Genomic DNA, 22,807 nt, shown 5'->3' on the forward strand with positions numbered 1-22,807 from the left:
TAACAACAACATCGAGACCCTTTTCTTCCTTTAAAGTTTCTATTGGTCTAAATGTTGTGTGAGGTCCTCCTATCACAGTTAAAATATGAGGAAACATTTTTTTTATATTTTTAATATATACTAATGATTCTTTTATGGTTGCAGTTGTTGCAGTAATACCAACTACTTTTGGATCTACTTTTGAAATATATCTATTAACTTCATTAGGACCGACTTGATATAGGTCATCATCAAATATTTGTACTTTTATTGAAGCTTTTTCAAGTGCTCCTGCAAGATACATTAAATTTAAAGGAGGAACACTAAGACCTAAGCCATTTCTAACGATTGTTTTATCCATAGGATTTATTAAAACCACATCAGTGTTTTTCATTTTTTAAACTCCAATGTTTAAATTTAAATTTAATGTTTTAGTTCTAAAATTATTTTTTCTTGGTCTATTTCATTTATTTTTAGTTTTTCTTCTTCACTTATTTTTGTTTTTAAAATTTCCCATTCTCTTTCATTTTTTATGCATCCAGGGTCTGGAGCTAATACATCTTTAAAGTAATTATATGCTCTAGCTCTGCAACCTCCACAAATGTTATTAGATTCACAATTTCCACAATTTCCTTTTAATAATTCTTTATTTCTCAATTGTTTTAAAAGAGGGTTTTCTCTCCACATTTCATCAAAATCATCATAGATTATGTTTCCTATCTTTACTTCTTCTTCATGTGGGAAAAATACACAAGGATATATATCTCCATTCGGTTCAATGTTTATGTAAAATCTTCCAGCTCCACATCCTCCTATAAATTCAGCAAGTTGGGCTATCATAGGATTTGTATATTCAGGATTATAAAAATGAGTTGGTATAACACTTTTTTCATTATTTGCTTCATCATATATTTCATTTTTAAAGTTTAAATATTCATTATTATCTTCATATCTATTTTCACTATTATTTTCATCATTATTTTCATAGTTATTTTCATTAGTATATTCATAGTTATTTTTATTATTATTTTCATAGATATTTTTGTAATTATTTTTATTTGAATTAACTTCAAAACTTGTAAAATTACCATTTAATCTATTTCTTTTAGAGTTTATAGATTCAGCTACTGCTGCATATTGTGGTGCTGTTGATAATATTTGCATTTTGTCTGTATTTTCTTGGTATGCTTTCATAAGTAGCTTTTCTCTTTTTTCTGGAGAAATATCTAAACTTGATATTTCACTTCCATTTCCTGTAGGTATGAAATTGTATAACATAAACCAGTCTACTTTTAATTCTTTTAAAAAGTTTATCATATCAGGTATTTCTTTTATATTATGTTCTGTTACTGTGGTTGATACTTCTACAAAAATTCCAAGATCTACAAAGTTTTTAATTGCTTTCACTGCTCTTTCCCATGCACCATTGACTTTTCTAAATGAATCATGTGTTTTTGGGTTTATTCCATCTAGGCTTATTTGAACAAATCCTAATCCATTATCTACAAAGTTTTCAGCTTTTTTTTCATCTTTAAATATGTATCCGTTGGTTGCAATTGCTGGAAACATTCCATTATCATCTACTGTTTCTATAAATTCTATTATATGGGGATGTATTGAAGGTTCTCCTCCAGAAAAAGCTATGGAGGTTACACCTGACTTTGCCATTGTGTCTATTCCATTAAGTACTTGATTCCTTGAGAGTTCATCTTTAGCTTTTGTTGATGCACTTTCATAACAATGAACACATCTCATATTACATTTTTTGGTAATATTCCAAACTACTTGGAAAGGAGCTCCAGGAACAAATGGCTTGTTTATTTTAAAAATTGTTATTCCTTTTATCACACTAGCTAATCCTTTCACCCAGTATTCATCCTCCATTTTTTCTTTAAGCTCATCTGTAGATACATTAAAACTCACTGCTCCCTTTTCAATTATATATCCTACTATTTTTGAAAGTAGCTTACAACTTTTACAAACATCATCTTTTTTTTCAAGATAATAATTAAGAGAACTTTCAAGTTTTGTTGATTTGTCTTTTTCACAGTATCCTAAAGTTCTTTGAAGAAGTCGATTTGATACAGGATTTTCAGCTACCTTTTTAAATAGGCCAATCATTTTTTCCATTTTGATTTCATCTTCTTCATGTTCTGGTTTTGATTTCATAAAATCCCCCTCTTATCTTATGTTTATAAATTTTTTTAAAAAATAAGAAATAATAAAAAAAAGAATTTTAAGTAAAATTTTAAAAATAAATTGAAAATGAGTAGTAGAAAAATAGTAAGTTATATAAAAATTTATTATAGTTATATTATTACTAAAATATTATTATTTCTAAAACTGAAATTATAATATTAAATATAATATATAATCTATAGTTCAAATAACTTCAAAATAGGGTTCAAATTAGTATTGAATGAAAAATAAAAATTAATAATTAATTAGATGACTAGGAAGTACTTTAAACTATAATTTCATTATAACTTAGCATTTCTCTATCTAATCAATTGATATTTATTAATACATTTTATTTCCTCTATTGATACTTCAATGTTTTAATAATTGTATTTATTATACTAGTGGCAATATTATTTGTATCAATTATTTATCCAAAATTTAATGTATTAATATCTGTTGTCTTATTTATTTATAATTTACTATAATATGAAAATTGTTTTTAGTTAAACTATTTGTTATATTAGTATATAGTAACTATTTTATTCTTATTTGCTTTATTAATATTTATTAGATTTATTAATATTATTTTTAAATAATAGTATTATTTTTTTACACAATGTTTATTATTTTTAGTAATATGCTTTATTATTTATATTACTGTTTTTAATATAATTATTAGTTTTAATATTATTTTTGCTGCTATTATTATTACTATTATTTTTTTATTTTTTTAATTATTCTTGTTGTTGTTATTATTCTTGCTATTCTTATTATTTTTATTACTATCTCTGTTATTTTTATTATTATTATTATTTTTGCTTATCTTTTATTTATGAATTTATAGCTATGAAATTTATATATTAAAATTAAAATAAATAATATAAAGTATTTAGCCTATTAGCTAGGAGGAATAAAATGAGTTTTATAAGTGATTTAATTATTCAATGGGGTCCACTTATAACAGCTGTAATCACCGCAATAATTGCATATATTACTTTAAAAGTAAGTCAATCTGCGAATCGATCAGCTGATGAGACTTATGAGTTAAATAAACAAGCACTTAAAATTTCAATTGATTCAAAGGAGCTTAATAATCAAACATTTATGATTATGAATGAAACTAAAAAGATAAATGAACAGACTTTGAAAATAATAGAAAATATTCTTGATTTAAATAAAGATGTTCTTGAACAAAAACAAGTTCAAGAGCAGCAATCTGTAGTTTCTAGCTTAAAAAAATGTTTAAAACTTTTCGAAGTTGAAAAAGAATCTATTAAAAATAAAGATGAAGATATTAAAAATTTATTTGATTCTTCAAATAAAAAACCAATTGGCTTTTTAAGGACTGATTTTTTAGACAATATTGAAGAAGAAACTAAAAAACATGATTTTCACAGGATTAATGGAGCTATAACTTTATTAAAAGTTGAAATTAAGTCTTTAAATAATAAAATCAATAAACATGACTTTTTATTATCTATTAAAGATATTTCAAAAAATAAAGATAGCTCTTCAAAGGACAATAATACTTCAAAACAATTTAATAATAATGAAAAAGAAATTTATGAATTATTCAATAAAGTAAAAGATGATTTATTAGATTTAGAAGGATTAATATCTTCAGAACTAGAAAAAGCAGTAGAAAAGGCAGTAGAAAAAGCAGTAGAAAATTCAGAATAAATGGTAAAATGTAGAATAAGTAGAATATTCATTGGAAGTATTAAAAATAAAAAATATTAGAAATATAAAAAATATAAGAAGTATTATAAATATTAGAAATATTAATTATATTAGATTTATTATATTATTAGGTTTATTAATTATATTATGTTTATTAGAATAGCAAATTAGTAAAATAGTTAAAATATAACAATAGTTAAATTTATATAATATCATACTTATTAATTGATATAAGGTTTTTGTAATACCTTTTTGTAATACCTTTTTTATAATATTTTTTTTATAAAATTAAAATTCAAACAAACTCAAAACAATATATAACCAAATAATACATAATAAAAATTAAAATTCAATCAAATTAAAACAAATTTAATCAAATTTAATCAAATTTATTAAAATTCAATCAATTTAATGGTAGTAAAATGTCTTATAAAGTAGCTGTAGCAAGTAATGATGGTAAATTTGTAAATGAACATTTTGGAAGAGCAGAAAAATTTATGATCTATGAAATCTATGATGATGGAACTTATAAATTTTTAGAAACTCGAGACTCTAGTATATCCTGTATTGGTGAAGGAAATAATCAAAATGCTAGAAGTAAGGTAATAGATTTAATTTCAGATGTTAAAACAGTTCTTGTTGCTAATGTTGGTCCTGGTGCAATTGATGATTTAATAAATAACAATATAAAACCTTATGCAACTTCTTTTGATATTGATAGTGCTTTAAACGAACTAATAAAATTAGATAATAAGAATTAATATGGTTGTTATTATTTTCTTAATTTTATATTGATATTATATTGATATAATATTAATATTGATATTATATTAATTAATATTAATATTTCAATGGATTAAACTTTGATAGATTAAATTACTTTAATGATTAGTTACAAATTAAAGTTTATGAAATACATAGCTTTTCTTAGAGGAATTAATGTTGGTAAAAATAATATTATTCCTATGGATGATTTGAGAAACTTATTTTCAGCTATGGGGTTTAAAAATATTAAAACTTATCTTCGTAGTGGTAATGTAATTTTTGAAAGTGATGAAAATGATATGGTTGATATCTCTTCTAAAATTTCTGAAAATATTTATAATTCTTTTGGTTTTTTGATTGACTCTATTTTAATGAATGAAAAAGACTTTATTTTTTTAATTAATAATAATCCATTTTTTAATAATAATTCTAACAATAATCATAACAATAATTCTAACAATAATCCTAATAATAATCCTAATAATAATCTTAATAATAATCTTAATAATAACTCTAATTATAATTCAATTAATAATGAGGCAATTAATGAATTATATGTTACTATTTTTAAACATAAAATTAACAGAAATCTTGTTGAAAATTTAATTAAAGACTCTAAAAAGTTTAATTCTGATGATAAATTTTTAATATTTGAAAAAGAAATTTACTTAGTTTGTAAAAATGGGTATCATAAAACTAAATTTAATAATAATTATTTTGAATCAAAATTAGATAATACAGCTACTACTAGAAGTTTTAAAACATTATTAAAGATTAAAAACATTTTAATTTAGAATTTAAACGTAATATTATTGGTATTATCACTTTATAATTTCTTTTAATAGGAAATGATTAATAATATTATTTTTAACATGATTAATAAGTTTTAGCTAGAATATTTAACTATTAATATATTATGTAAAATTTTATATTATAGTTCTTTATATATTATTAATTACTATTATAATAATTACTAATTAGACTTAAAACTACTTTATAATTCTTGATAGGTGGCTTAAAATTAATTTATTATAAAAGATAATTATGCTTAAGATTATTTATACTTAAGATTATTTATGTTTAAGATTATTTTTTTATCCTGATATATTGGTAGTATATGTATAATCATTTTATGAATTAATAATAATTTAAAAATGTGTTTAATAAGGTTTTAATAAGAATTTATTTAATTTTAAAAACATTGAATGTGGTTTTTATGAACATTACAAAAAGGAAAGGGACGAATAAATGGGGGCCTGCAATAGTTGCTTGTATGGCTATTTTTATTATAGTTTTAGATATGTCAGCTATGAATGTAGCTATAACAAACCTTGTAAAAGATTTAAATACTAGTTTAACAACTATTCAAGCAATAATAGCTTTATATGCTTTAATAATAGCTTCTTTTATGCTTATTGGTAGTAAAATTCAGGATATAATTGGCAGAAAAAAGTCATTTATAGTTGGAGTTTGTATATATGGTGTAGGAACTCTTACAGCTTCATTAAGTGCTAATGCAGAGATGTTGCTTATAGGATGGGCAATACTTGAAGGAATTGGTGCAGCTTTAATGCTTCCAGCTACTACAACGATTGTTGGAGTTAGTTACGAAGGCAGAGATAAAATCAAAGCATTTGGAATATGGGGAGGTATATCTGCTATGGGATCAGCTATAGGTCCTATATTTGGAGGATTTTTCACTAATTTCCTCTCTTGGAGGATGATCTTTGGAAGTGAATTTTTAATTGTTATTATAATTCTATTCTATAGCTATTATATTAAAGATTCAGAATCTATTCTTAAATGGAAAGAATTTGATTATGGTGGAGCTGTTTTATCTGTAATTTCTCTTATAATCATTGTTATGGGATTATTACTATTCAATGATCCTACTAAATGGAGTATTGTTCCTATTGTCTTGTTTATTGGTATTGCATTATTTGTTGTATTTTTATACTGGGAAAGAAGAAGAATTAGGTCAAATAAAATTCCTTTATCTGATATTACTTTGTTAAAAAATAAAACTTTTTCTATAGGAATTGTAAATTCGATTTTCCAACAAATTCCACTAGCTGGATATTTATTTATAATGCCTGTGTTTTTACAACAAGTAACAAATATAGATGCTTTCATGACGGGGGTTATTGTACTTCCTTCATCAATAGCTGTAATGGCTTTATCATTAATGGGGGTTAAAATAGCTGAGTATATTAATCTTAAATATATTGTGTGTTTAGGTTTTATTGTTGCTGCTTTAGGAACATGGCTTTTAGGTGGAGAACTTTCAACAAATATGAGTCCATATAGTATTATTCCAGCTACAATGATATTTGGTGCTGGTGTAGGAATGATTTTATCACAATTAACTAATTATGTTATGTCTGCTGTTGATAAAAGTAAGGATTCAGATGCTGCAGGTTTACTTAATACATTTAAAAATTTAGGTTATTCTATGGGGACTGCTCTTATTGGTGTTTTACTTATTGTTGGTATCATTGGTGGATTAACTATTTCTATTGAAGATTCTAATTTAGGTACAAATTTAACAAAAGATGAGTTGCATAGTGAGCTTTTTACCTATTTTGATAAGATGCAAACTGGCACTCCAGAAAAAATTCCTTCAGAATATCATGCAGATGCTTCAGCTATTATTTCTGAAACTATAAGTATGTCTATGAGATTAATTTTCAATATATTGACGTTGATATTCCTTGTTGGTGCAGCTATTAGCTATGTCATGCCAAAAGGAAGGGTTTATAACTCTTCAGTTCCTAGGGCATGATATTAGAATTAATTTTCTTTTATTTTCATTTGGAGAATTAATTTTTTATTATTTATTATTTTTTATCTATTTTATTCTATTTTTTTAGTTGTTATTTTTTTATTTTGTTTTTTGTTCTTTTTTTGTACTTTTTTGTGGATTCTTATTGTACTATTTTGTGGTATTTCATTGTACTTTTTTGTGGGTTTTATTATTTTAATTTATTTTCATATTTTAATGAATAGCTTATTTTTATATAATAAATATATAAAATAGGTTTGTTAGAAAGTTTTATATTGTTTATTATTTTAATATATTTGTGAATTTTCTTAAGTTCTAAAAATTGTAAAAATAAAAAAATATTTTGGGGACTTCAGTTGTTTTTGAAGAAAAAATGCGTAACTGACATTATGATGATCAACATTGTATAGTATGATGATCAATTGGAGTACTGAGATATGAAAAATCCCAGAATCGGGGTTCAAATCCATGTGACTCCACTTATTTATTTATTTTTTAGATATTTACTAATTTTCAGCCTTTCAATAATTCATTGAGGCATTTTAAGTAGCTTATACATTTTAATAGCTATTTTTGATTATTAACTACAAATTTTTACAATCTCAAAAAGAAAATACGCAGGATTGTGAAAAGATAATAAAGTTTTCAGAAACTAATATAAAGTTAATGCAATTAATACAAAGAAGAAATTTAGGTAAAGCTAGCATTAGAAAATATAATATTGTTTTTAGAGAAGTTTATAAACTAATTGGGAAAACGCCTTCACAACTAATAGCTGAAGCTAAAAAAGAAGAACAACCATTTACTAATGAATAAGGGAATCCACAGGTATTGGATTTATCTGAAAGAAAAGTTAACACATATCAACTTTTATATAATAATTTTTTAGAAAGAAAAGGAAATTCTGAAGGGGTTAAGAAACATAAAATAGTATATTTTCGTGCTCTTTTTAAAGAATATGGCATTAAAATGCCTAGAATGATAAAGTATAATACTTCAATTAGGAGAACACGAATTAAAGATATTCCTTCATGGGATGATATTAATAGGAGTTTAGGTTTTTGTAAAAGTAATAGGGATAAAGTTTTAGTTTCTTTAATGGCTACTTGGGATATGAGGGGAGGAAATATTGTAAGTCTAACAATTCAAGATTTTCTTGAAGCTACTTCTATTTACAACCATAGTATGGACTTAGATGAATTGTTATCTAAAAACCCTTATGAAATAATTCCCTGTTATGGTTTTTTTCCTGAAAAAACTCAAAAAGAAGGTAATCTTTGTATTACCTTTAATACTGGCGAATGTAGCTATTATATTTTTGAACATCTTAAAGAAAGAATTAAAGAAGGATATTCAATTGAATTAGAATCTGCTTTATTTAGAAATAGTGGAACTTCTGAATTTTTATCAGCTGATTGGTTAAGAAGAATACTACAGAATTTAAATACTAATTTAAATTTAGGAAAAGATAAAAATGGTCTTTTTGGGAAGTTTCGAGGACATAATCTTAGAAAACTATTTTCAACCACTTGCAGAAGAAATATAACTAATGTTGTTGTTAAAGCTGATAAATATAGTGAATTGGATGTTGTTAGTATATTTACAGGCCATGTTCCTCCGAATATGAGTAATTCTGAAGTTTATGATGCTGTTGATAGTGAAGATAGTTTTGATAGCTATTTAAGAAAAAATTATGAAGCATTAATCCCTTATTTAACAATTAATAAAGAACAATTTTCTGTTAAAGAAGATAATAAAAATTTAGAAAATGAAATTATTAAAATAAAAGAATCTGTTGATATTTTGTTGAATAGTAAAAATCAATTGGTTTCATAATTGAATAATAGGTTTTTTAAATGATAATTATTTGTCATTTACTTGGAAAAAAAATAATATTATATGATATATAAATTATAATTAAACATTATAAAAGAATAATTTATAACAAAATAAGCAAAAAATTATAATTAAGGCTTTAAAATTTTAAAAAATAATACTAGGAAAAGGTTTTGATGTAATGTCAAAGAAAAACAGCATAAAATTATTTGAAGATAGGGAAATTAGAGCATTATGGGATGAAGATAAAGAAGAATGGTTTTTTTCAGTTATTGATGTTGTAGGAGTACTTAGTGAGAGTAAAAATCCGTCAGCATATTGGAGAAAGCTTAAACAACGGCTCAAAGAGGAAGGTAATGAAACTGTGACAAATTGTCACGGTTTAAAAATGCCTGCTGCTGATGGTAAAATGCGGTTAACTGATGTCGCTGATAGTGAACAGATATTAAGGATAATTCAGTCAATACCTTCACCAAATGCAGAACCATTTAAACAATGGTTAGCTAAAGTTGGTAAAGAAAGACTTGATGAAATAGCAGACCCTCAATTAGCTATTGAAAGAGCAATAAGTAACTATCGTAAAAAAGGATATTCTGAAGAATGGATAACACAAAGGTTAAAAACAATAGAGTTTCGTAAAGACTTAACAGCTGAATGGAATAGGTCAGGCGTTAAAGAAGGGTTAGAATATGCTTTATTAACTGATGAAATTACTAAAGCATGGTCAGATATGACAACAAAAGAATATAAACAATTCAAAGATATTAAAAAAGAAAATCTCAGAGACAACATGAGCAATATTGAATTAGTACTTAATATGTTGGCTGAAGCTTCTACAACGGAGATATCTAGAGGTTTTAGTCCTCAAGGATTTAAAGAAAGTAAAGATGTTGCAAAGAGAGGTGGAAGCGTTGCTGGAGATGCTCGTAAAAGCTTGGAGAAAGAAGTAGGTAGGAAAGTAATAACTAGAAATAATGCTAGAAATCCAAAATTATTAGATGATGAAATATAATTTATAATTTCATCTTAGATATTTCTTTTCTTGATATGGTTTTTAAATTCTTCATCATTAAGATCATGAAAATGAACATTAATTTTAGCTAATTCTTTAGCAATTATTTTTTTCTGACATTTAAGAAGATATATTGACCTTTCTTGGCTTTTTATTATTTTTTCTTTAGCTTTCAACTGTTCTTATGTTTTTTTTATAAGGTAATCAACTTTATTTTGGTTTTTTAGGAAACCATCCTTTTTCAACTCTTTTTTCCTGTTCTATAATTTCATGGATACTCCATAGTAGTGTGAATCCTAAGACTCCTATTAATGCAGAGAGTATTAAATTATTTACAAATAAAGATATTATTATTGATAATATTCCTCCAATTAAAAATATTGGCCAGATTTTTTTACCTATATAATATTCTCCTTTGATAACAATTGGATGAAATATTCCTATTATTATAAAGGCACTAAGTCCGATGATTATTCCTTCGAAATACATGATACTACTTTTTTCTTTATTTATTTAAAAATTTTTTTATTTTTTTATTATTATTTTTATATTCTGTATGTTATGCTGTTTAGCTGTTATTTTTTAGATTTTCTTATTATTTTTTTATTTTATATTACTTGTTTTTTAGTTTTGCTTAGTTTTTTTATTTTATTTGGAGTTTTTTTATTTTATTATAGGTTTATATTGTTTTAAAGCTTTTATATTTGTTATATTTTAGTTTAGAGTTTTTTTTTATTTTTTTTTAGTTGTTATTTTTTTACTTTTTTGTATTTATATTTTTATTTTTAGGTTTTTTGTAAACTTTTATATATGTAGTTGATTAATTTATTATTAATTCATAAAATAATTGGATTTTGTATTACTTTTTTGTGTTTTTAAAGGGTTTAAGTAATACTTTTAATCTTAATAATTTTTGTGTATGATATATTTCATTTGAAAATTTTATTATTTTATTAATTCTGTATGGAAGTTTTTTATGAGAATTAAATGAATAAAAAAGATATTTATTAAATAATATTATTTAATATTTTTTTATGTTTAAATTTAATATTGTTATGGGTTGATATTATGAACAAAAAAATTATATTTTTAAGCTTATTCATTGCTTCATTTTTTATTTTTGTGAGTGGTGTTTCTGCTGAAAGTTTTACTTATGATGAGATGGCAAGTAGTGCTGAAGATGTTTTTAGGTATACTCAGGAGAATTCTAAAGTTCCTAAATCAGTGAAGATTAATGGTAAGACTGCTACTGATGAAAATTATTTGAATATGCTTACTAATACTGTTGTTAAAATTAGTAATGGTAATAAGGCAGGTAGTACTATTCCTAGTCGTAAAGCTCCGAGTAAGCCTCAGGGTACTGGTAAAGGGACTCTTACTAAATCTCAGTATATAACTGTTGCTAAGAATATTAATAGTTTTTATTCGAGTAATGGTCAAGCACCTAATTTTGCTTATAGTTCTGTTGGTGAAATTCGTTATGAGTCTCTTATTTATGGATTTTCCAAAGTACTATATGCTTATGAACGTGATGGGACATTGCCATCTGAAATGTCTTTCCCATTAGTTAGTGGGATTTCTTCTTCTGGAATTACAGTTGATACTACGCCCCCATCTACTTCGATTAATCTTGCTGGTGGTTGGTATAATACTGTTAAAACTGTGACTTTAACTGCTAGTGATAATAAAGATACTAACCCTAGTGTTTATTATAAGATTAATACTGGTGATTGGGTGAAAGGAGGTAAATCTGTTTCCATTAGTTTAAAACAAGGTACTACTAATTTATATTATAAGGCTAAGGATGCTAAGGGTAATGTTGAAACTCAAAAATCAGTAACATATAAAATTGACACTACTAAACCTACTGTTTCACAAACATATGATAATGGCACTCTTATTTTAACTGCTAGTGATAATATGGATACTAACCCTACAATTTATTATCGAATTAATGGTGGTAGCTATATTAGTTCTAGTAAAACTGCACGAATAGTTTTAAATGAAGGTAGGTATATTATTAATTATTTTGCTGCTGATGTTTCAGGAAATACTGGTCTTTATTGGGAATTTAATGTAACTCATGATATTACTCCTCCAGAATGGGATTTTAATTTAGAAGAAGGATGGTATAATTCAACTAAGGCTTTAACTATAAATGTTACTGATAATTTAGATTCTAATCCTATAATTGCATATAAGATTAATAATAATGAATCTGTTCTTGCTTATAATTCTGTTATTATTAGCTTGAATGAAGGAATTAACCTTATTTCATTTTTAATAGCTGATCATTATGGAAATAGTATAAGTATGAAAACATTATTATATTATATTGATTTAACCCCTCCTGTTGTTAATAATAATTTAGAAGAGGGAAATTATAGTTACTCTAAAACTTTGAAGCTGAATGTTACTGATAATATGGATTCTAATCCTGTTTTGTATTATAGGATTAATGATGGTGATTGGATTTCTAAAAATAAATCTGCTCAGATTTTCTTAGATAATGGTACTTATTTTATTGAGTATTATGCAGTTGATCGTGCTGGCAATCATGCAATATTAAAAAATCTAACATTCAATATCAATACAACAAATATTGAAGAAGAATTCTCTCCAAATGTTTCCCCTAGTATTGGAAATGGATGGTATAATAATTCGAAAAATTTAACTCTTGAGGCTAATAGTGAGAATTTAACAGTTTATTATAGTATAAATAATGGGTCTTTTGTATCAGAAAATAATAGTAGGGTTGTTTTAAATTTATCTGAAGGTTATTATTTTATTCAATATAAAGCAGTAGATATTTTTGGTAATGAAACAATAGTTAAGACATTAATGATATTTATTAATGAAACGGGGAATTTAACATTACCTGGTCGTGTTATTAATTATAATAATGGAAGATTTTATAATGGTATTCAAGAGGCGATAGATGCAAATGAAACACTTGTTGGAGATTATATTGAGGTTTTAGCTGGAATTTATGAAGGAAATTATATTATAAATAAAAGTATAATTTTATCTGGTGATGTTAATGGTGAAACAGTTTTATCTCCTTTAGATAATAGTTCTTCAATATTGTTTTTGGATTGTGATGAGATTATAATTTCTGGTTTCACCTTTAAAAACTCTAATGGGGGGTCTTCTGGAGATAATTATTATAATGCTAGTGCAATATTTTTAAATGATGTTTCAAATTGTACAATTATTCAAAACAAATTTACAAACAATAAATGTTCAATAATTAATAATGGATCAGAAAGATCTTCTAATGTATGGATTTTATATAATAATTTTAATATAGGTGATAGTAATATTGGAGTATATGTTTTAAATGCAAGTGATTATTTTATAGGTTATAATATTTTTAATACAACTGATTCTAGAGGCTTGAAAATTTCAAATGTTAATGATTTTTTAATACTTTCTAATGTTTTCAGAGCTGATGATGGTGCATATGCTGTTGAATCTTTGTATTCATCATCAATTATTTTTGAGGATAATTCTTTTTCAAATTTCACCTATGGGGTATCTATAGTTGAGTCTAATAATTATTCTATTAAAGAAAATAGTTTTATTGATAATGGATATGGTATATACATTGAATATGGGGATAATATTAATGTTTTATTAAATAGTTTTTATGATAATTATATTGATTTGAATTGTTTTATTTTTAATAATCTTAATGTTAGTAATAATTGGTGGGGTACTAATTCTCCAATAATAAGTAGTTTATTTGATGATAGTGTTAATATTTTATTGTTTGATTTAGAAGGTTTCTATTTTGATTCTTGGATTATTGCTAATGCTTCTCCAACTTCCTATAAAGTATTTGATGGGAAAGTCTATGAATCAACAATCACTGTTGATATGACTCATAATAATCTTGGTGAAGATGTTTCATCTTTAGGTTGTATTCCTGATGGAATTATTATTAATTTTATTAGTGAATATGGCACTATTACAAATTCATCTGAGCTTATAAATGGAATAGCACAAGCAACTTTAATAATAAATCGGTCAATTATAGGTGATTTAAGTTTAGTGAATCTTGAAAATGTTACTTGTGTTGCTGCAACTATTAATGATTATATGATTTATACTTATGTGTTTGAAAATCCTACAATTGACGTGTATTTACTTTCTAGTGCTATTGATACTCTCACTAATCAATCTTTAGCGATTTTACTTAGTTTGCCTTTGAATGATTCAGTTTCATGGATTAGTATTCTTTGGAGAAATACAGGAATATTCAAATCAGATATTGATATAATATACAATGGAGAAGTTATATATACAAGCTCTATTGTAAATACTGCATATATAGAATTTAAAGACCTTTATTCAGATGATGTGTTTAAAGTCATTTCATTATTTAACTCAGCATTAATAGAATATGATGATTTTCAGTATACTACAACTTTAAATTATATTGTTCAAAATTGGAATGATTTTAAGCTTATGTCTAAAAGAGATAAGTTAATAACTTATGTTGAATTATATAATTATTATTATGAAGATGATATCACTTTATCTGATAGTGATATTGAATTTATTTTAAACAATCATGAAAGATTTATTGATGAACTTTTAACTGGTATAACTTATTTTGGTGATACTTCTCTTATTAGACCAATTAGTAGTTTAAATATTTCAACTTCTAAATTTCCTGATAGTTCATTAAAAACTAGATCTAGTAATATTTATTATATGAATGGTGAAAACCTTGTTGAAGATATTGATTTTAATATGAGTGATGTTCATAGTGCTGGTTATGAAGGTTTAAGAAGTTATGTTATTGCAACGAAGAATGTTACTGTTGATGATTTAAGTTATTGGTTGTCATTTGCAGATAATTCTGAAATGGGTGCTATGAAAGCAGCTTATGGGAGTTTTTTAGAATTATTAAATACTATATATTGTCATGATCGTGTTGCAGATCAAGCAGCATTTGAATTTAATGTTACTTGGAATAGAACCACTCCTATAATGATGTCTCTTTGTAATGATTTTGATCATTTGTATGGTACTGGTGAAAGTGACCATAGAATGGGAATAGATATTTATGGTGATGAAAAAAATGTATGGGCATTTCGTTCAGCATGTTCTTTTTCATTTTCTCTTGTTGAACAATTAACTGGAGGACTTGGAATAACTTTTAATAATGATGGAGTTCTAATGGGTATTTTAAATAATCTTGCGCATGGTGATAAATTAGAAATTAGTTTTGAGAATGGATATATACTTGTAAGAACTGAATCTGATTTTGAAAGAATGTTATTGATTGATCTTGAAACAGGTATTATAAGAGATTTTTTCAGTTCACAAAATATTATGGGTAATCCTTGCTATCATGATGATATTACAGATGCCATTGTCAATTTCACCAATAATTTGCTTAATATTAGTTCTAAGTTATCATCTGATTTAAATAAATTGGTAAATTTTTCGATCATGTTTTCAGGGGTTTTTAGTTCTTTGTTTTATGAATTATCTGGAACTGGAACATTATCATTTTCTGGAATTGGTTTAGGTTCTTTATTCTCTGTATTTTCAGCTGCTTTATTAATTCCTGCCACTATTGAGCTTTGTAGGCCTTTTTGGGCAAATACTTTTGAGGATATGGGTCGTGATGATTTAGCGGAGTTTTATAGGAATAATAACTTTGTTGATATATTCATAGATTCATTCACTCCTAATCTTAATAATATAGATATACTCCGCGGTGTACCTAATGGAACAACAATGAACGAAATAGGAGATAAATTATATTCTTTAAATTATAATAATATTATGAGAGCAGGACTTATAATTTCTTTAATGCCAGGTAGTCGTGATACAGATTTTGATGATAGAAATGTTGAAATAACTTATCCTCGTATTACTCCTCCTAGTGATATAATTCCCGATCCTCGTGATGAAAATTGGACTGGTATAATGGAAAATATCATAAAAGTAAAGGATGCTATGATAAATTCAGCTAAGAATGGAGATATAGTTCGTTTTGTTTCAAATGCTGCTGTTTTAACTGGGGCCATTTCAATGGTAGGTTTGACTTTTACAGATCTATCAAAAGAGGTTATATATGATAATTAATGGAAAGCTTTTAAACAATAGTAATAAGGCTCCTTAATAATATACTATCTATTTCATTAGATATGATTAATTAATATATTATGAATATTTACCTTCAAATTATTTATAATAATTTTTTAGTAAAAATCGGATTAATAGGAAGAAAAACTAAATTTATCATTTATAACATAAATTCTCTTTAGTTAGTTTTTTTGATAAAAAAGTGTTTTTCCTGACTATTTTTTTGATGATAGGTTTGTATTGATTATAATATAAAAAAATATAGAAGGTGTGAAATTGTTATTTAATAATTTAAAACTAAAAAGAGATTTTAATAATGCTTTAAGGTTTGAAAATAATGGTAATTATGAGAGGGCTTCTGAAATATTTGAAAGTTTGATAAAAAAAAATTATAAAGTTATTGAATCTTATTTCCATCTTTCTAAGAATTTTTATGAGATGAAAAAATTTGAAAAATCATTAATTTATATTGATAAGTACTTAAATATAAATCCTACTGATATTAATGGTTTAACTGCAAAATCTCTCTCTTTAATGAAACTTAAACGGTTTGAAGAAGCATTAAATATTTTAAATGAAAATTTAAATAATGATTTTAATAATTCTATGATTTTTAATACTAAAGGCACAATATTCTATGAACAACAAAACTTTGAAAAAGCTTTAAATTACTATAAAAAAGCTTATAATTTAGATAAAAAAAATATTAGTTATTTAAATAATCTTTCGATGACTTTTGATAAATTGAAAAGGTTTAATAAAGCTTTAAAATGTTGTGATAAAGGTTTAAGCTTGAATCCTAGTCATTATTCTTTACTTTTTGGAAAAGCACTTATTTTGTCTAAATTAAAGAGATTTGATGATGCATTAAATGTTTATGATGAAATTTTAAAAAATGATAAAAATAATTATAAAGTGTTATTCAATAAAGGTAATATTTTATTTAAAAAGGGATATTATAAGGAAACTTTATCATATTACAATCAGGCTTTAGATTTGGATCCTGATAATTTAGATATTATGATAAGCATTGGGGTTGTTTTAGATAATATGAAGTGTTATGATGAGGCTTTAGAAGTTTATAATAAATGTTTAAATTTAGATTCTGAAAATGTAGATGTATTTAATAATATTGGTGAAGTATATTATCATAAAAAAAAAATTTGAAAAAGCTTTAGAATATTATGATAAGGCTCTAGATTTGGAAACTGATAATGTTATTATTTTAAATAATAAAGCTTTAGTGTTATGTAAACTAAATCGTTTGGAAAACTCTTTAGGCTATTATAATAAAACTTTAAAATTAGATTCTGATAATGAATATGCTTTGGAAGGCCGTGAAGAAGTTTTAAAAAAGATTAAGAACAATGATTAATTTTTCCAATATTATGGTGCATAGGTATTAGATGTTTTTAAATAAAAAACGGACTTAGAGGGATTTGAACCCTTGATCTTAAGATTAGAATTGTTAAGTTTTTTAGAGTGCTAGATTTTTTACATTTCACTGAGGTGTTGTAGTGTTTTTTTTTGTTGTAGCTTGCTGTATGCCTCCAGATAAACACCTTGGTAGTATATTCCTGTGTTTGTTATTTTTGGTTTTGGTTATATGGTGTGTTGTTATCGCTGTATACATACAGATCAACACCATATGTTCCTGTGATATTGTATGGTTTTGGTTTATATGTGGCGTTGTTGCTGCTGTATGCAGACAGATAAACACCAGATGCGTATGTTCCTGTGATGTTATTGGCTTGGTTTATTGGTATTGTTATCGCTGTATGCAGCCAGAGAAACACCATAGTCTGTTCCTGTGATATCGTTAGGCTTTGGTTATATGTGGTATTTTTGCTGCTGGATGCATCCAGACCAACACCATAGCCTGATGTTCCTGTGAATTGTTGTGTAATCTTGGTTATATGTGGTATTGTTATCGCTGTATGCACCCAGATAAACACCATTGCCTGATGTTCCTGTGATGCTGCATTGTCTTGGTTATATGATGTGTTGTTATCGCTGTCTGCATACAGATAAACACCATTGCCTGATGTTCCTGTGAGTTGTTGTATTGTCTTGGTTATATGTGGTATTGTTGCTGCTGTATGCCTCCAGATAAACACCATCGTAGTATGTTCCTGTGTTTGTTATTTTTGGCTTTGATTTATTGGTATTGTTATCGCTGTATGCATACAGCTCAACACCATAGTATGTTCCTGTGGATTGTTGTGTAGTTTCGGTTATATGTGGTATTTTTGCTGCTGGATGCAGACAGATAAACACCATATGTTCCTGTGATGTTGTTGTGTAGTCTTGTTTATATGGGATGTTGTTATCGCTGTATGCATACAGATAAACACCATAGTATGTTCCTGTGATATTTTATTGGCTTTGGTTTATATGTGGCGTTGTTGCTGCTGTATGCATACAGATAAACACCTCGTGATGTTCCTGTGAGTTGTTGTATTGTCTTGTTTATATGGTTGTGTTGTTATCGCTTTATGCATACAGAGAAACACCATTGCTTGATGTTCCTGTGATGTTGTTGAGCTATTTTTTGGGTTTTTTTTCTTTTTTTATTAGTTGTTTTTTTATTGTTTGGGTGGTTTGTTGTTCTTTGTTTGGTGTTTTAGTTGTTTTGGTTGTTTTTTGTTTTTTTATTAGTTGTTTTTTGTTTTGTAGATGTTATATTGTTCTTTGTTTTAGTGTTTTGTTTTATTTTTATTCTTTTTTATTATTATTAATCGTTTTTGTTCTTTTGTAGTGGTTTATCTTTGTTGTAGTTTCTTTGAGTATTTTTTTGTTTTATATATGGTGGTGTTTGATAACAGCTATTTTGTTTTTGAGGATATTGTAATTTTATTTTTTTTATTTTAGTTTTTTATATTCTGTATGTTTATAGTGTTTAGCTGTTATTTTTTAGTTTTTCTTATTATTTTTTTATTTTATATTACTTGTTTTGTTATTTTTACTTAATTTTATTGTTTATTTAGCTTTATTATATTATTATAATAGTTTTATATTGTTTTAAAGTTTTTATATTTGTTATATTTTGGTTTAGAGTTTTTTATTTATTTTTTTTAGTTGTTATTTTTTTATTTTGTTTTTTGTTCTTGTTTTTGTGTTATTCTTGTTTTTCTTCTTTTTTTATTTTTTAAACAGCTATTTCACTATTTTTGCGGGGGGGGGGGTGGCTATTGTTTTTTCACTTTTTTTTGTAGTAGTAAGGTTTTTATAGTAGTTTTTTTATATTTATTATAAAAAGTGCATAGTGAGTGTTCATTTAATAGTGAGTGTTTATTTATTGTTGTGCTTTTTTTTTTGTTTATAATTTTAATAGGAGTGAGAATTATTTATGTTTAAGAATAAGTTTTTTGTTTCGTTTGTATTGGTACTAGTTTTCTTGTTACTTTTGGGTTTGTCTAGTGTTAGTGCAGATGAGTATTATTTTAGTAGTAGTAATATTACAAATAGTAGTTTTCAGGGTGTTATTGATAATAGTACTCCTGATGAGGTGATTATTAATCTTGATGATGGTGAGTATTTTTTGGGTCAGATTAATGTTACTCGTAATGCTACTATAAAAGGTAATAGTAGTAATGTTAAGATCAATGGATCAGTTATATTGTTTAATATCACTGCATCTAATGTTAGGCTTGTTAATTTAACTATCACTGGTTATACTAGTGCTATTGTTGGTAATAGTAGTGATTTAATGGTTACTGGTAATAATATTACTACTAGTGGTGTTAGTATTAATATTAGTGGTTCTGGTGGTAATTTATCGAATATATTGATTGAGGATAATGTTATTGTTTCTTCTGTTAGTAATAGTAATTATGGTGCTGTTTTTGTTAATGGTAATGGTATGGCTATTTCTTTTGTTTCTTTTATTAATAATAGTATACGTGGTAATGGTACTAGTAATTCTAATGGTGTTCGTATTAATTCTAAGGGTATTAATAATTTGACTTTTGATGGCAACAACATCACAGGAACATCACGAGGTGTTTATCTGTATGCATACAGCAGCAACAACACCAATATAACCTTCGCCAACAACAACATTACTGGAGGGGAGTATGGTGTGTATGTTTATTCTTATGGTGGTAATGTTAGTGGTGTTTTGTTTTTGAATAATACTGTTAATGTTACTGTTGGTAGTGGTTTTTATTTTGTTAATGGTGGTGGTGCTATTAATGTGACTGATTTTATTATCAGGGGTAATAATATCTTTGCTACTAATGCTGGTTTGAATTTCAGTGGTCTTAAGAATGGTTCTTTGGTTAATGTTACTGTCTGGTATAATCGTATTATAGCTAATACTGGTGTGAATATTACTGGTTTTAATGATAATAGTAGTTTTAATTATAATTGGTGGGGTGTTAATGATATAACTGGTAAAACTTTGGGTATTGATACGGTTAATCATTATATTTTGAATGTTACTAATCTTACTAGTTTGGATAATGTTAAATTTGGTGATGATGTTAGTTTTGCGTTTTTAGTGCTTAATACTTCTCTTGTTAATGGTGGTGTTGAGTATTTGCCTTATTTTGTGGTGAATGGTACTTATAATAATCAGACTTTTGTTGTTGATAATTTTAGTAATTTTACTGATGTTTGGACTGTGTCTGGTGGTGATAATGTTTTTGTTGCGACTTTGGATAGTCAGGATGTAGGTTTTACATTTTCTGCAGGTAAGTTGGATATTAATTCTACTATTCTTGTGGATAATGTTCAAATTGGTACTAATGCTACTATTACAGGTCAGTTGGCTAATTTTACTGGTATTGGTAGTGTGAATGTTACTGTTGATGGAAACACTCAATTAGTTACTGTTAATGGTACTGGTGGTTGGAGTTTTAATTATACTACTAACAAGACAGGAAACATCACAGTAACTGTTAATTATTCTGGTAATAATAATTACGCAGCATTTACTAATAGTACAACCTTTGAAGTGTTGAAAAATAGTACTAATTCTACTATTGATGTTTCTGGTGATTTTAAAGTTGATGAAAATATTACTATTAGTGGTATTTTGGTTGATGTTAATAGTGATCCTATAGATAATGCTCAAATGACAATTATTATTGGTAATGAGTCTTTTAATGTGACAACTAATAGTAGTGGTGTTTGGAGTCTTGTTTATGCTCCGATTCATGGTGGTGAGTTCTTTACTTGTGTTAACTGGGCTGGTAATGATAATTACACTGGTTTTAATAATAGTACTAGTTTTAATGTTAGTAAGTTGGATAGTAATTCTAGTATTGTTATTCCTGTAGATATTAAGGTTAATGAAACAGTTTTAATTTCTGGTGTTTTATCTGATGAGAATAATAATACAATATCTGGTGCTATTTTAGAAGTTATTGTTGGTGGTGAGTCTTTTAATGTGACTACTGATTCTGTTGGTGTTTGGGGTTTAAATTATACTTCTGAACATTCTGGTGTCTTTAATTTATCTCTCTTTTATCAGGGTGATAGTCGGTATGTTGGTTTTGTTGAAAATAAGGCTTTTAATGTTAGTAAGTTAGCTACTACTTCTAGTATTAATATTCCAAGTAATGTTAAAGTAGGAAAATCGATTACTGTTTCTGGTGTTTTGACTAGTGGTGGTAAACCATTGGCTAATACGATTATTAGTGTTATTGTTGATGGTAAAACTTATAAGGTTACTACTAATAGTCTTGGTGTTTGGAAACTTTCCTATACTCCGAAAAAGGCAGGTAAGTCCACCATTAAGGTTTCTTTTGATGGTAATAATGATTATCTTGGTTTTAATGTTAGTAAGACTTTTAAGGTAGTTGGGAAAGTTAAGATTGGTATTGTTAAGATTTCTAAGCTTGTTAAAGTGGGTAAGTATAGAGGTTTTAATCTTTATAGTAAAGTTTACACTATTAAAAATGTGGGATCTGCTTTAGGTTCTAAGGATTATGTTAAGTATTTTAAGAATTGGTATTTGGAGAAATTGTCTAAGACTAGTAAAATTGTTAAGTATCAGTTTATTACTAAATCTAGGATTTTAAAGGTTCAAGTTAAGAATTTAGGTGTTGGAAAACAAGTTAAAATGAAAATACTAGTAACACACAGAAAAAGACTATAAAAAATTGTAATTCTTTTTTAAGGGAGAGTTTTTAATTTTTTTCTCCTTTTACTTTTCTTATTATGGATGTTATTATAGAAGTTTTATAATCAAGATTTTAACTATAAAAGTATTTTTTATTATATATATTTTTTTTAGATTTTTTAATTTTAAAATAGTCATTTTTTTAAACAATTGATTATTTAATACAATTTAATGTTTCTTTTTTTCATTGTATGGATTATATCAATTCTTAAGATTATTCTTACTATTATTAATAGTATTAATAATAAGTCACTTCTTTTATTAGTTATGATTATTGGTATTAGTATTATTATAAAAATTATTGAAAGTAGGTTGTTTATCTTAAAAGTTCTTTCATTAC

19 protein-coding genes (1 of these 19 running past the window's edge) are annotated in these 22,807 nt (G+C 25.7%); 11 read left to right on the plus strand and 8 right to left on the minus strand.

The features are described from left to right. On the minus strand, window positions 1-373 hold the beginning of the coding sequence (locus MarbSA_RS09665) for a B12-binding domain-containing radical SAM protein (protein ID WP_221061517.1). 1,106 nt of this gene lie to the left of the window's left edge; 373 of the gene's 1,479 nt are visible here — the first part of the coding sequence; its start codon is at window positions 371-373; its stop codon lies beyond the left edge, outside the window. 29 nt (window positions 374-402) lie between these two features. After that, window positions 403-2,148, minus strand: coding sequence for a radical SAM/SPASM domain-containing protein (locus tag MarbSA_RS10375; protein WP_244987871.1), 1,746 nt, complete (start codon window positions 2,146-2,148; stop codon window positions 403-405). Window positions 2,149-3,075: 927 nt separating this feature from the next. Here MarbSA_RS10375 and MarbSA_RS09675 point away from each other — a divergent pair. From MarbSA_RS09675 to MarbSA_RS09705, 7 genes are all read left to right on the plus strand, one after another. After that, complete coding sequence (locus MarbSA_RS09675; protein WP_221061518.1) at window positions 3,076-3,840, plus strand: hypothetical protein; 765 nt, start codon at window positions 3,076-3,078, stop codon at window positions 3,838-3,840. Between the two features lie 422 nt (window positions 3,841-4,262). Next, entirely contained in the window at window positions 4,263-4,601 is a 339-nt protein-coding gene (locus MarbSA_RS09680; protein ID WP_054835700.1) for a NifB/NifX family molybdenum-iron cluster-binding protein, read from the plus strand. Between the two features lie 147 nt (window positions 4,602-4,748). Beyond that, window positions 4,749-5,399 carry a DUF1697 domain-containing protein gene (locus tag MarbSA_RS09685; RefSeq protein ID WP_054835699.1) on the plus strand — a complete coding sequence of 217 codons (651 nt, stop codon included), beginning with the start codon at window positions 4,749-4,751 and terminating at the stop codon, window positions 5,397-5,399. A gap of 422 nt (window positions 5,400-5,821) precedes the next feature. Further along, complete coding sequence (locus MarbSA_RS09690) at window positions 5,822-7,387, plus strand: MFS transporter (protein ID WP_221061519.1); 1,566 nt, start codon at window positions 5,822-5,824, stop codon at window positions 7,385-7,387. A gap of 573 nt (window positions 7,388-7,960) precedes the next feature. Next, on the plus strand, window positions 7,961-8,203 hold the full coding sequence (locus MarbSA_RS09695; protein WP_054834868.1) for a hypothetical protein: 243 nt from the start codon (window positions 7,961-7,963) through the stop codon (window positions 8,201-8,203). Between the two features lie 15 nt (window positions 8,204-8,218). Next, window positions 8,219-9,223, plus strand: a complete 1,005-nt coding sequence (locus MarbSA_RS09700; RefSeq protein WP_221061520.1) for a hypothetical protein — start codon at window positions 8,219-8,221, stop codon at window positions 9,221-9,223. A gap of 181 nt (window positions 9,224-9,404) precedes the next feature. After that, window positions 9,405-10,235 carry a BRO-N domain-containing protein gene (locus tag MarbSA_RS09705; RefSeq protein WP_054834871.1) on the plus strand — a complete coding sequence of 277 codons (831 nt, stop codon included), beginning with the start codon at window positions 9,405-9,407 and terminating at the stop codon, window positions 10,233-10,235. Between the two features lie 14 nt (window positions 10,236-10,249). Here MarbSA_RS09705 and MarbSA_RS09710 read toward each other — a convergent pair whose 3' ends face one another. After that, window positions 10,250-10,411: a hypothetical protein gene (locus MarbSA_RS09710; protein WP_156314593.1), complete on the minus strand. Its 162-nt coding sequence runs from the start codon at window positions 10,409-10,411 to the stop codon at window positions 10,250-10,252. 34 nt (window positions 10,412-10,445) lie between these two features. Then, the gene (locus MarbSA_RS09715) at window positions 10,446-10,724 is read right to left on the minus strand and encodes a DUF4491 family protein (protein ID WP_042703584.1); all 279 of its coding nucleotides are present in this window, start codon (window positions 10,722-10,724) and stop codon (window positions 10,446-10,448) included. A gap of 579 nt (window positions 10,725-11,303) precedes the next feature. Here MarbSA_RS09715 and MarbSA_RS09720 point away from each other — a divergent pair. The 3 genes from MarbSA_RS09720 to MarbSA_RS09730 all read left to right on the plus strand — a co-directional run bounded on the left by MarbSA_RS09720 (window position 11,304) and on the right by MarbSA_RS09730 (window position 17,715). Continuing rightward, window positions 11,304-16,340, plus strand: coding sequence for a right-handed parallel beta-helix repeat-containing protein (locus tag MarbSA_RS09720; RefSeq protein ID WP_221061521.1), 5,037 nt, complete (start codon window positions 11,304-11,306; stop codon window positions 16,338-16,340). Window positions 16,341-16,616: 276 nt separating this feature from the next. Then, window positions 16,617-17,507 carry a tetratricopeptide repeat protein gene (locus MarbSA_RS09725; RefSeq protein ID WP_054834874.1) on the plus strand — a complete coding sequence of 297 codons (891 nt, stop codon included), beginning with the start codon at window positions 16,617-16,619 and terminating at the stop codon, window positions 17,505-17,507. Between the two features lie 34 nt (window positions 17,508-17,541). Then, window positions 17,542-17,715 carry a tetratricopeptide repeat protein gene (locus MarbSA_RS09730; RefSeq protein ID WP_156314594.1) on the plus strand — a complete coding sequence of 58 codons (174 nt, stop codon included), beginning with the start codon at window positions 17,542-17,544 and terminating at the stop codon, window positions 17,713-17,715. A gap of 126 nt (window positions 17,716-17,841) precedes the next feature. Here the strand turns inward: MarbSA_RS09730 and MarbSA_RS10455 are convergent, their stop codons facing one another. From MarbSA_RS10455 to MarbSA_RS10460, 4 genes are all read right to left on the minus strand, one after another. Next, a complete protein-coding gene (locus tag MarbSA_RS10455) occupies window positions 17,842-17,973 on the minus strand; it encodes a hypothetical protein (protein WP_280636256.1) in 132 nt (43 codons plus the stop codon). Then, entirely contained in the window at window positions 17,927-18,460 is a 534-nt protein-coding gene (locus MarbSA_RS09735) for a hypothetical protein (RefSeq protein ID WP_054834876.1), read from the minus strand. Before MarbSA_RS09735 ends, MarbSA_RS10455 begins: the two co-directional genes overlap by 47 nt. After that, window positions 18,348-18,620, minus strand: coding sequence for a hypothetical protein (locus MarbSA_RS09740; RefSeq protein WP_221061522.1), 273 nt, complete (start codon window positions 18,618-18,620; stop codon window positions 18,348-18,350). The genes MarbSA_RS09735 and MarbSA_RS09740 overlap by 113 nt, the downstream gene beginning before the upstream one ends. Before the next feature lie 110 nt (window positions 18,621-18,730). Further along, a complete protein-coding gene (locus MarbSA_RS10460) occupies window positions 18,731-18,856 on the minus strand; it encodes a hypothetical protein (protein WP_280636257.1) in 126 nt (41 codons plus the stop codon). 833 nt (window positions 18,857-19,689) lie between these two features. Between MarbSA_RS10460 and MarbSA_RS09745 the strand changes: the two genes are divergently transcribed. Next, entirely contained in the window at window positions 19,690-22,443 is a 2,754-nt protein-coding gene (locus MarbSA_RS09745; RefSeq protein WP_221061523.1) for an autotransporter outer membrane beta-barrel domain-containing protein, read from the plus strand. The last annotated feature ends 364 nt before the right edge of the window (window positions 22,444-22,807 follow it).

The organism is Methanobrevibacter arboriphilus (genome assembly GCF_019669925.1).
In the GTDB taxonomy this organism is placed as follows: Archaea; Methanobacteriota; Methanobacteria; order Methanobacteriales; family Methanobacteriaceae; genus Methanobinarius; species Methanobinarius arboriphilus_A.

What these genes read in the sequence shown, in the direction of transcription:
- MarbSA_RS10375 (WP_244987871.1), bottom strand. Translation starts at nt 2,148, where the DNA reads ATGAAATCAAAACCAGAACATGAAGAAGATGAAATCAAAATGGAAAAA.
- MarbSA_RS09675 (WP_221061518.1), top strand. Translation starts at nt 3,076, where the DNA reads ATGAGTTTTATAAGTGATTTAATTATTCAATGGGGTCCACTTATAACA.
- MarbSA_RS09680 (WP_054835700.1), top strand. Translation starts at nt 4,263, where the DNA reads ATGTCTTATAAAGTAGCTGTAGCAAGTAATGATGGTAAATTTGTAAAT.
- MarbSA_RS09685 (WP_054835699.1), top strand. Translation starts at nt 4,749, where the DNA reads ATGAAATACATAGCTTTTCTTAGAGGAATTAATGTTGGTAAAAATAAT.
- MarbSA_RS09690 (WP_221061519.1), top strand. Translation starts at nt 5,822, where the DNA reads ATGAACATTACAAAAAGGAAAGGGACGAATAAATGGGGGCCTGCAATA.
- MarbSA_RS09705 (WP_054834871.1), top strand. Translation starts at nt 9,405, where the DNA reads ATGTCAAAGAAAAACAGCATAAAATTATTTGAAGATAGGGAAATTAGA.
- MarbSA_RS09715 (WP_042703584.1), bottom strand. Translation starts at nt 10,724, where the DNA reads ATGTATTTCGAAGGAATAATCATCGGACTTAGTGCCTTTATAATAATA.
- MarbSA_RS09720 (WP_221061521.1), top strand. Translation starts at nt 11,304, where the DNA reads ATGAACAAAAAAATTATATTTTTAAGCTTATTCATTGCTTCATTTTTT.
- MarbSA_RS10455 (WP_280636256.1), bottom strand. Translation starts at nt 17,973, where the DNA reads ATGTATACAGCGATAACAACACACCATATAACCAAAACCAAAAATAAC.
- MarbSA_RS09735 (WP_054834876.1), bottom strand. Translation starts at nt 18,460, where the DNA reads ATGGTGTTTATCTGGAGGCATACAGCAGCAACAATACCACATATAACC.
- MarbSA_RS09740 (WP_221061522.1), bottom strand. Translation starts at nt 18,620, where the DNA reads ATGGTGTTTATCTGTCTGCATCCAGCAGCAAAAATACCACATATAACC.
- MarbSA_RS10460 (WP_280636257.1), bottom strand. Translation starts at nt 18,856, where the DNA reads ATGGTGTTTCTCTGTATGCATAAAGCGATAACAACACAACCATATAAA.
- MarbSA_RS09745 (WP_221061523.1), top strand. Translation starts at nt 19,690, where the DNA reads ATGTTTAAGAATAAGTTTTTTGTTTCGTTTGTATTGGTACTAGTTTTC.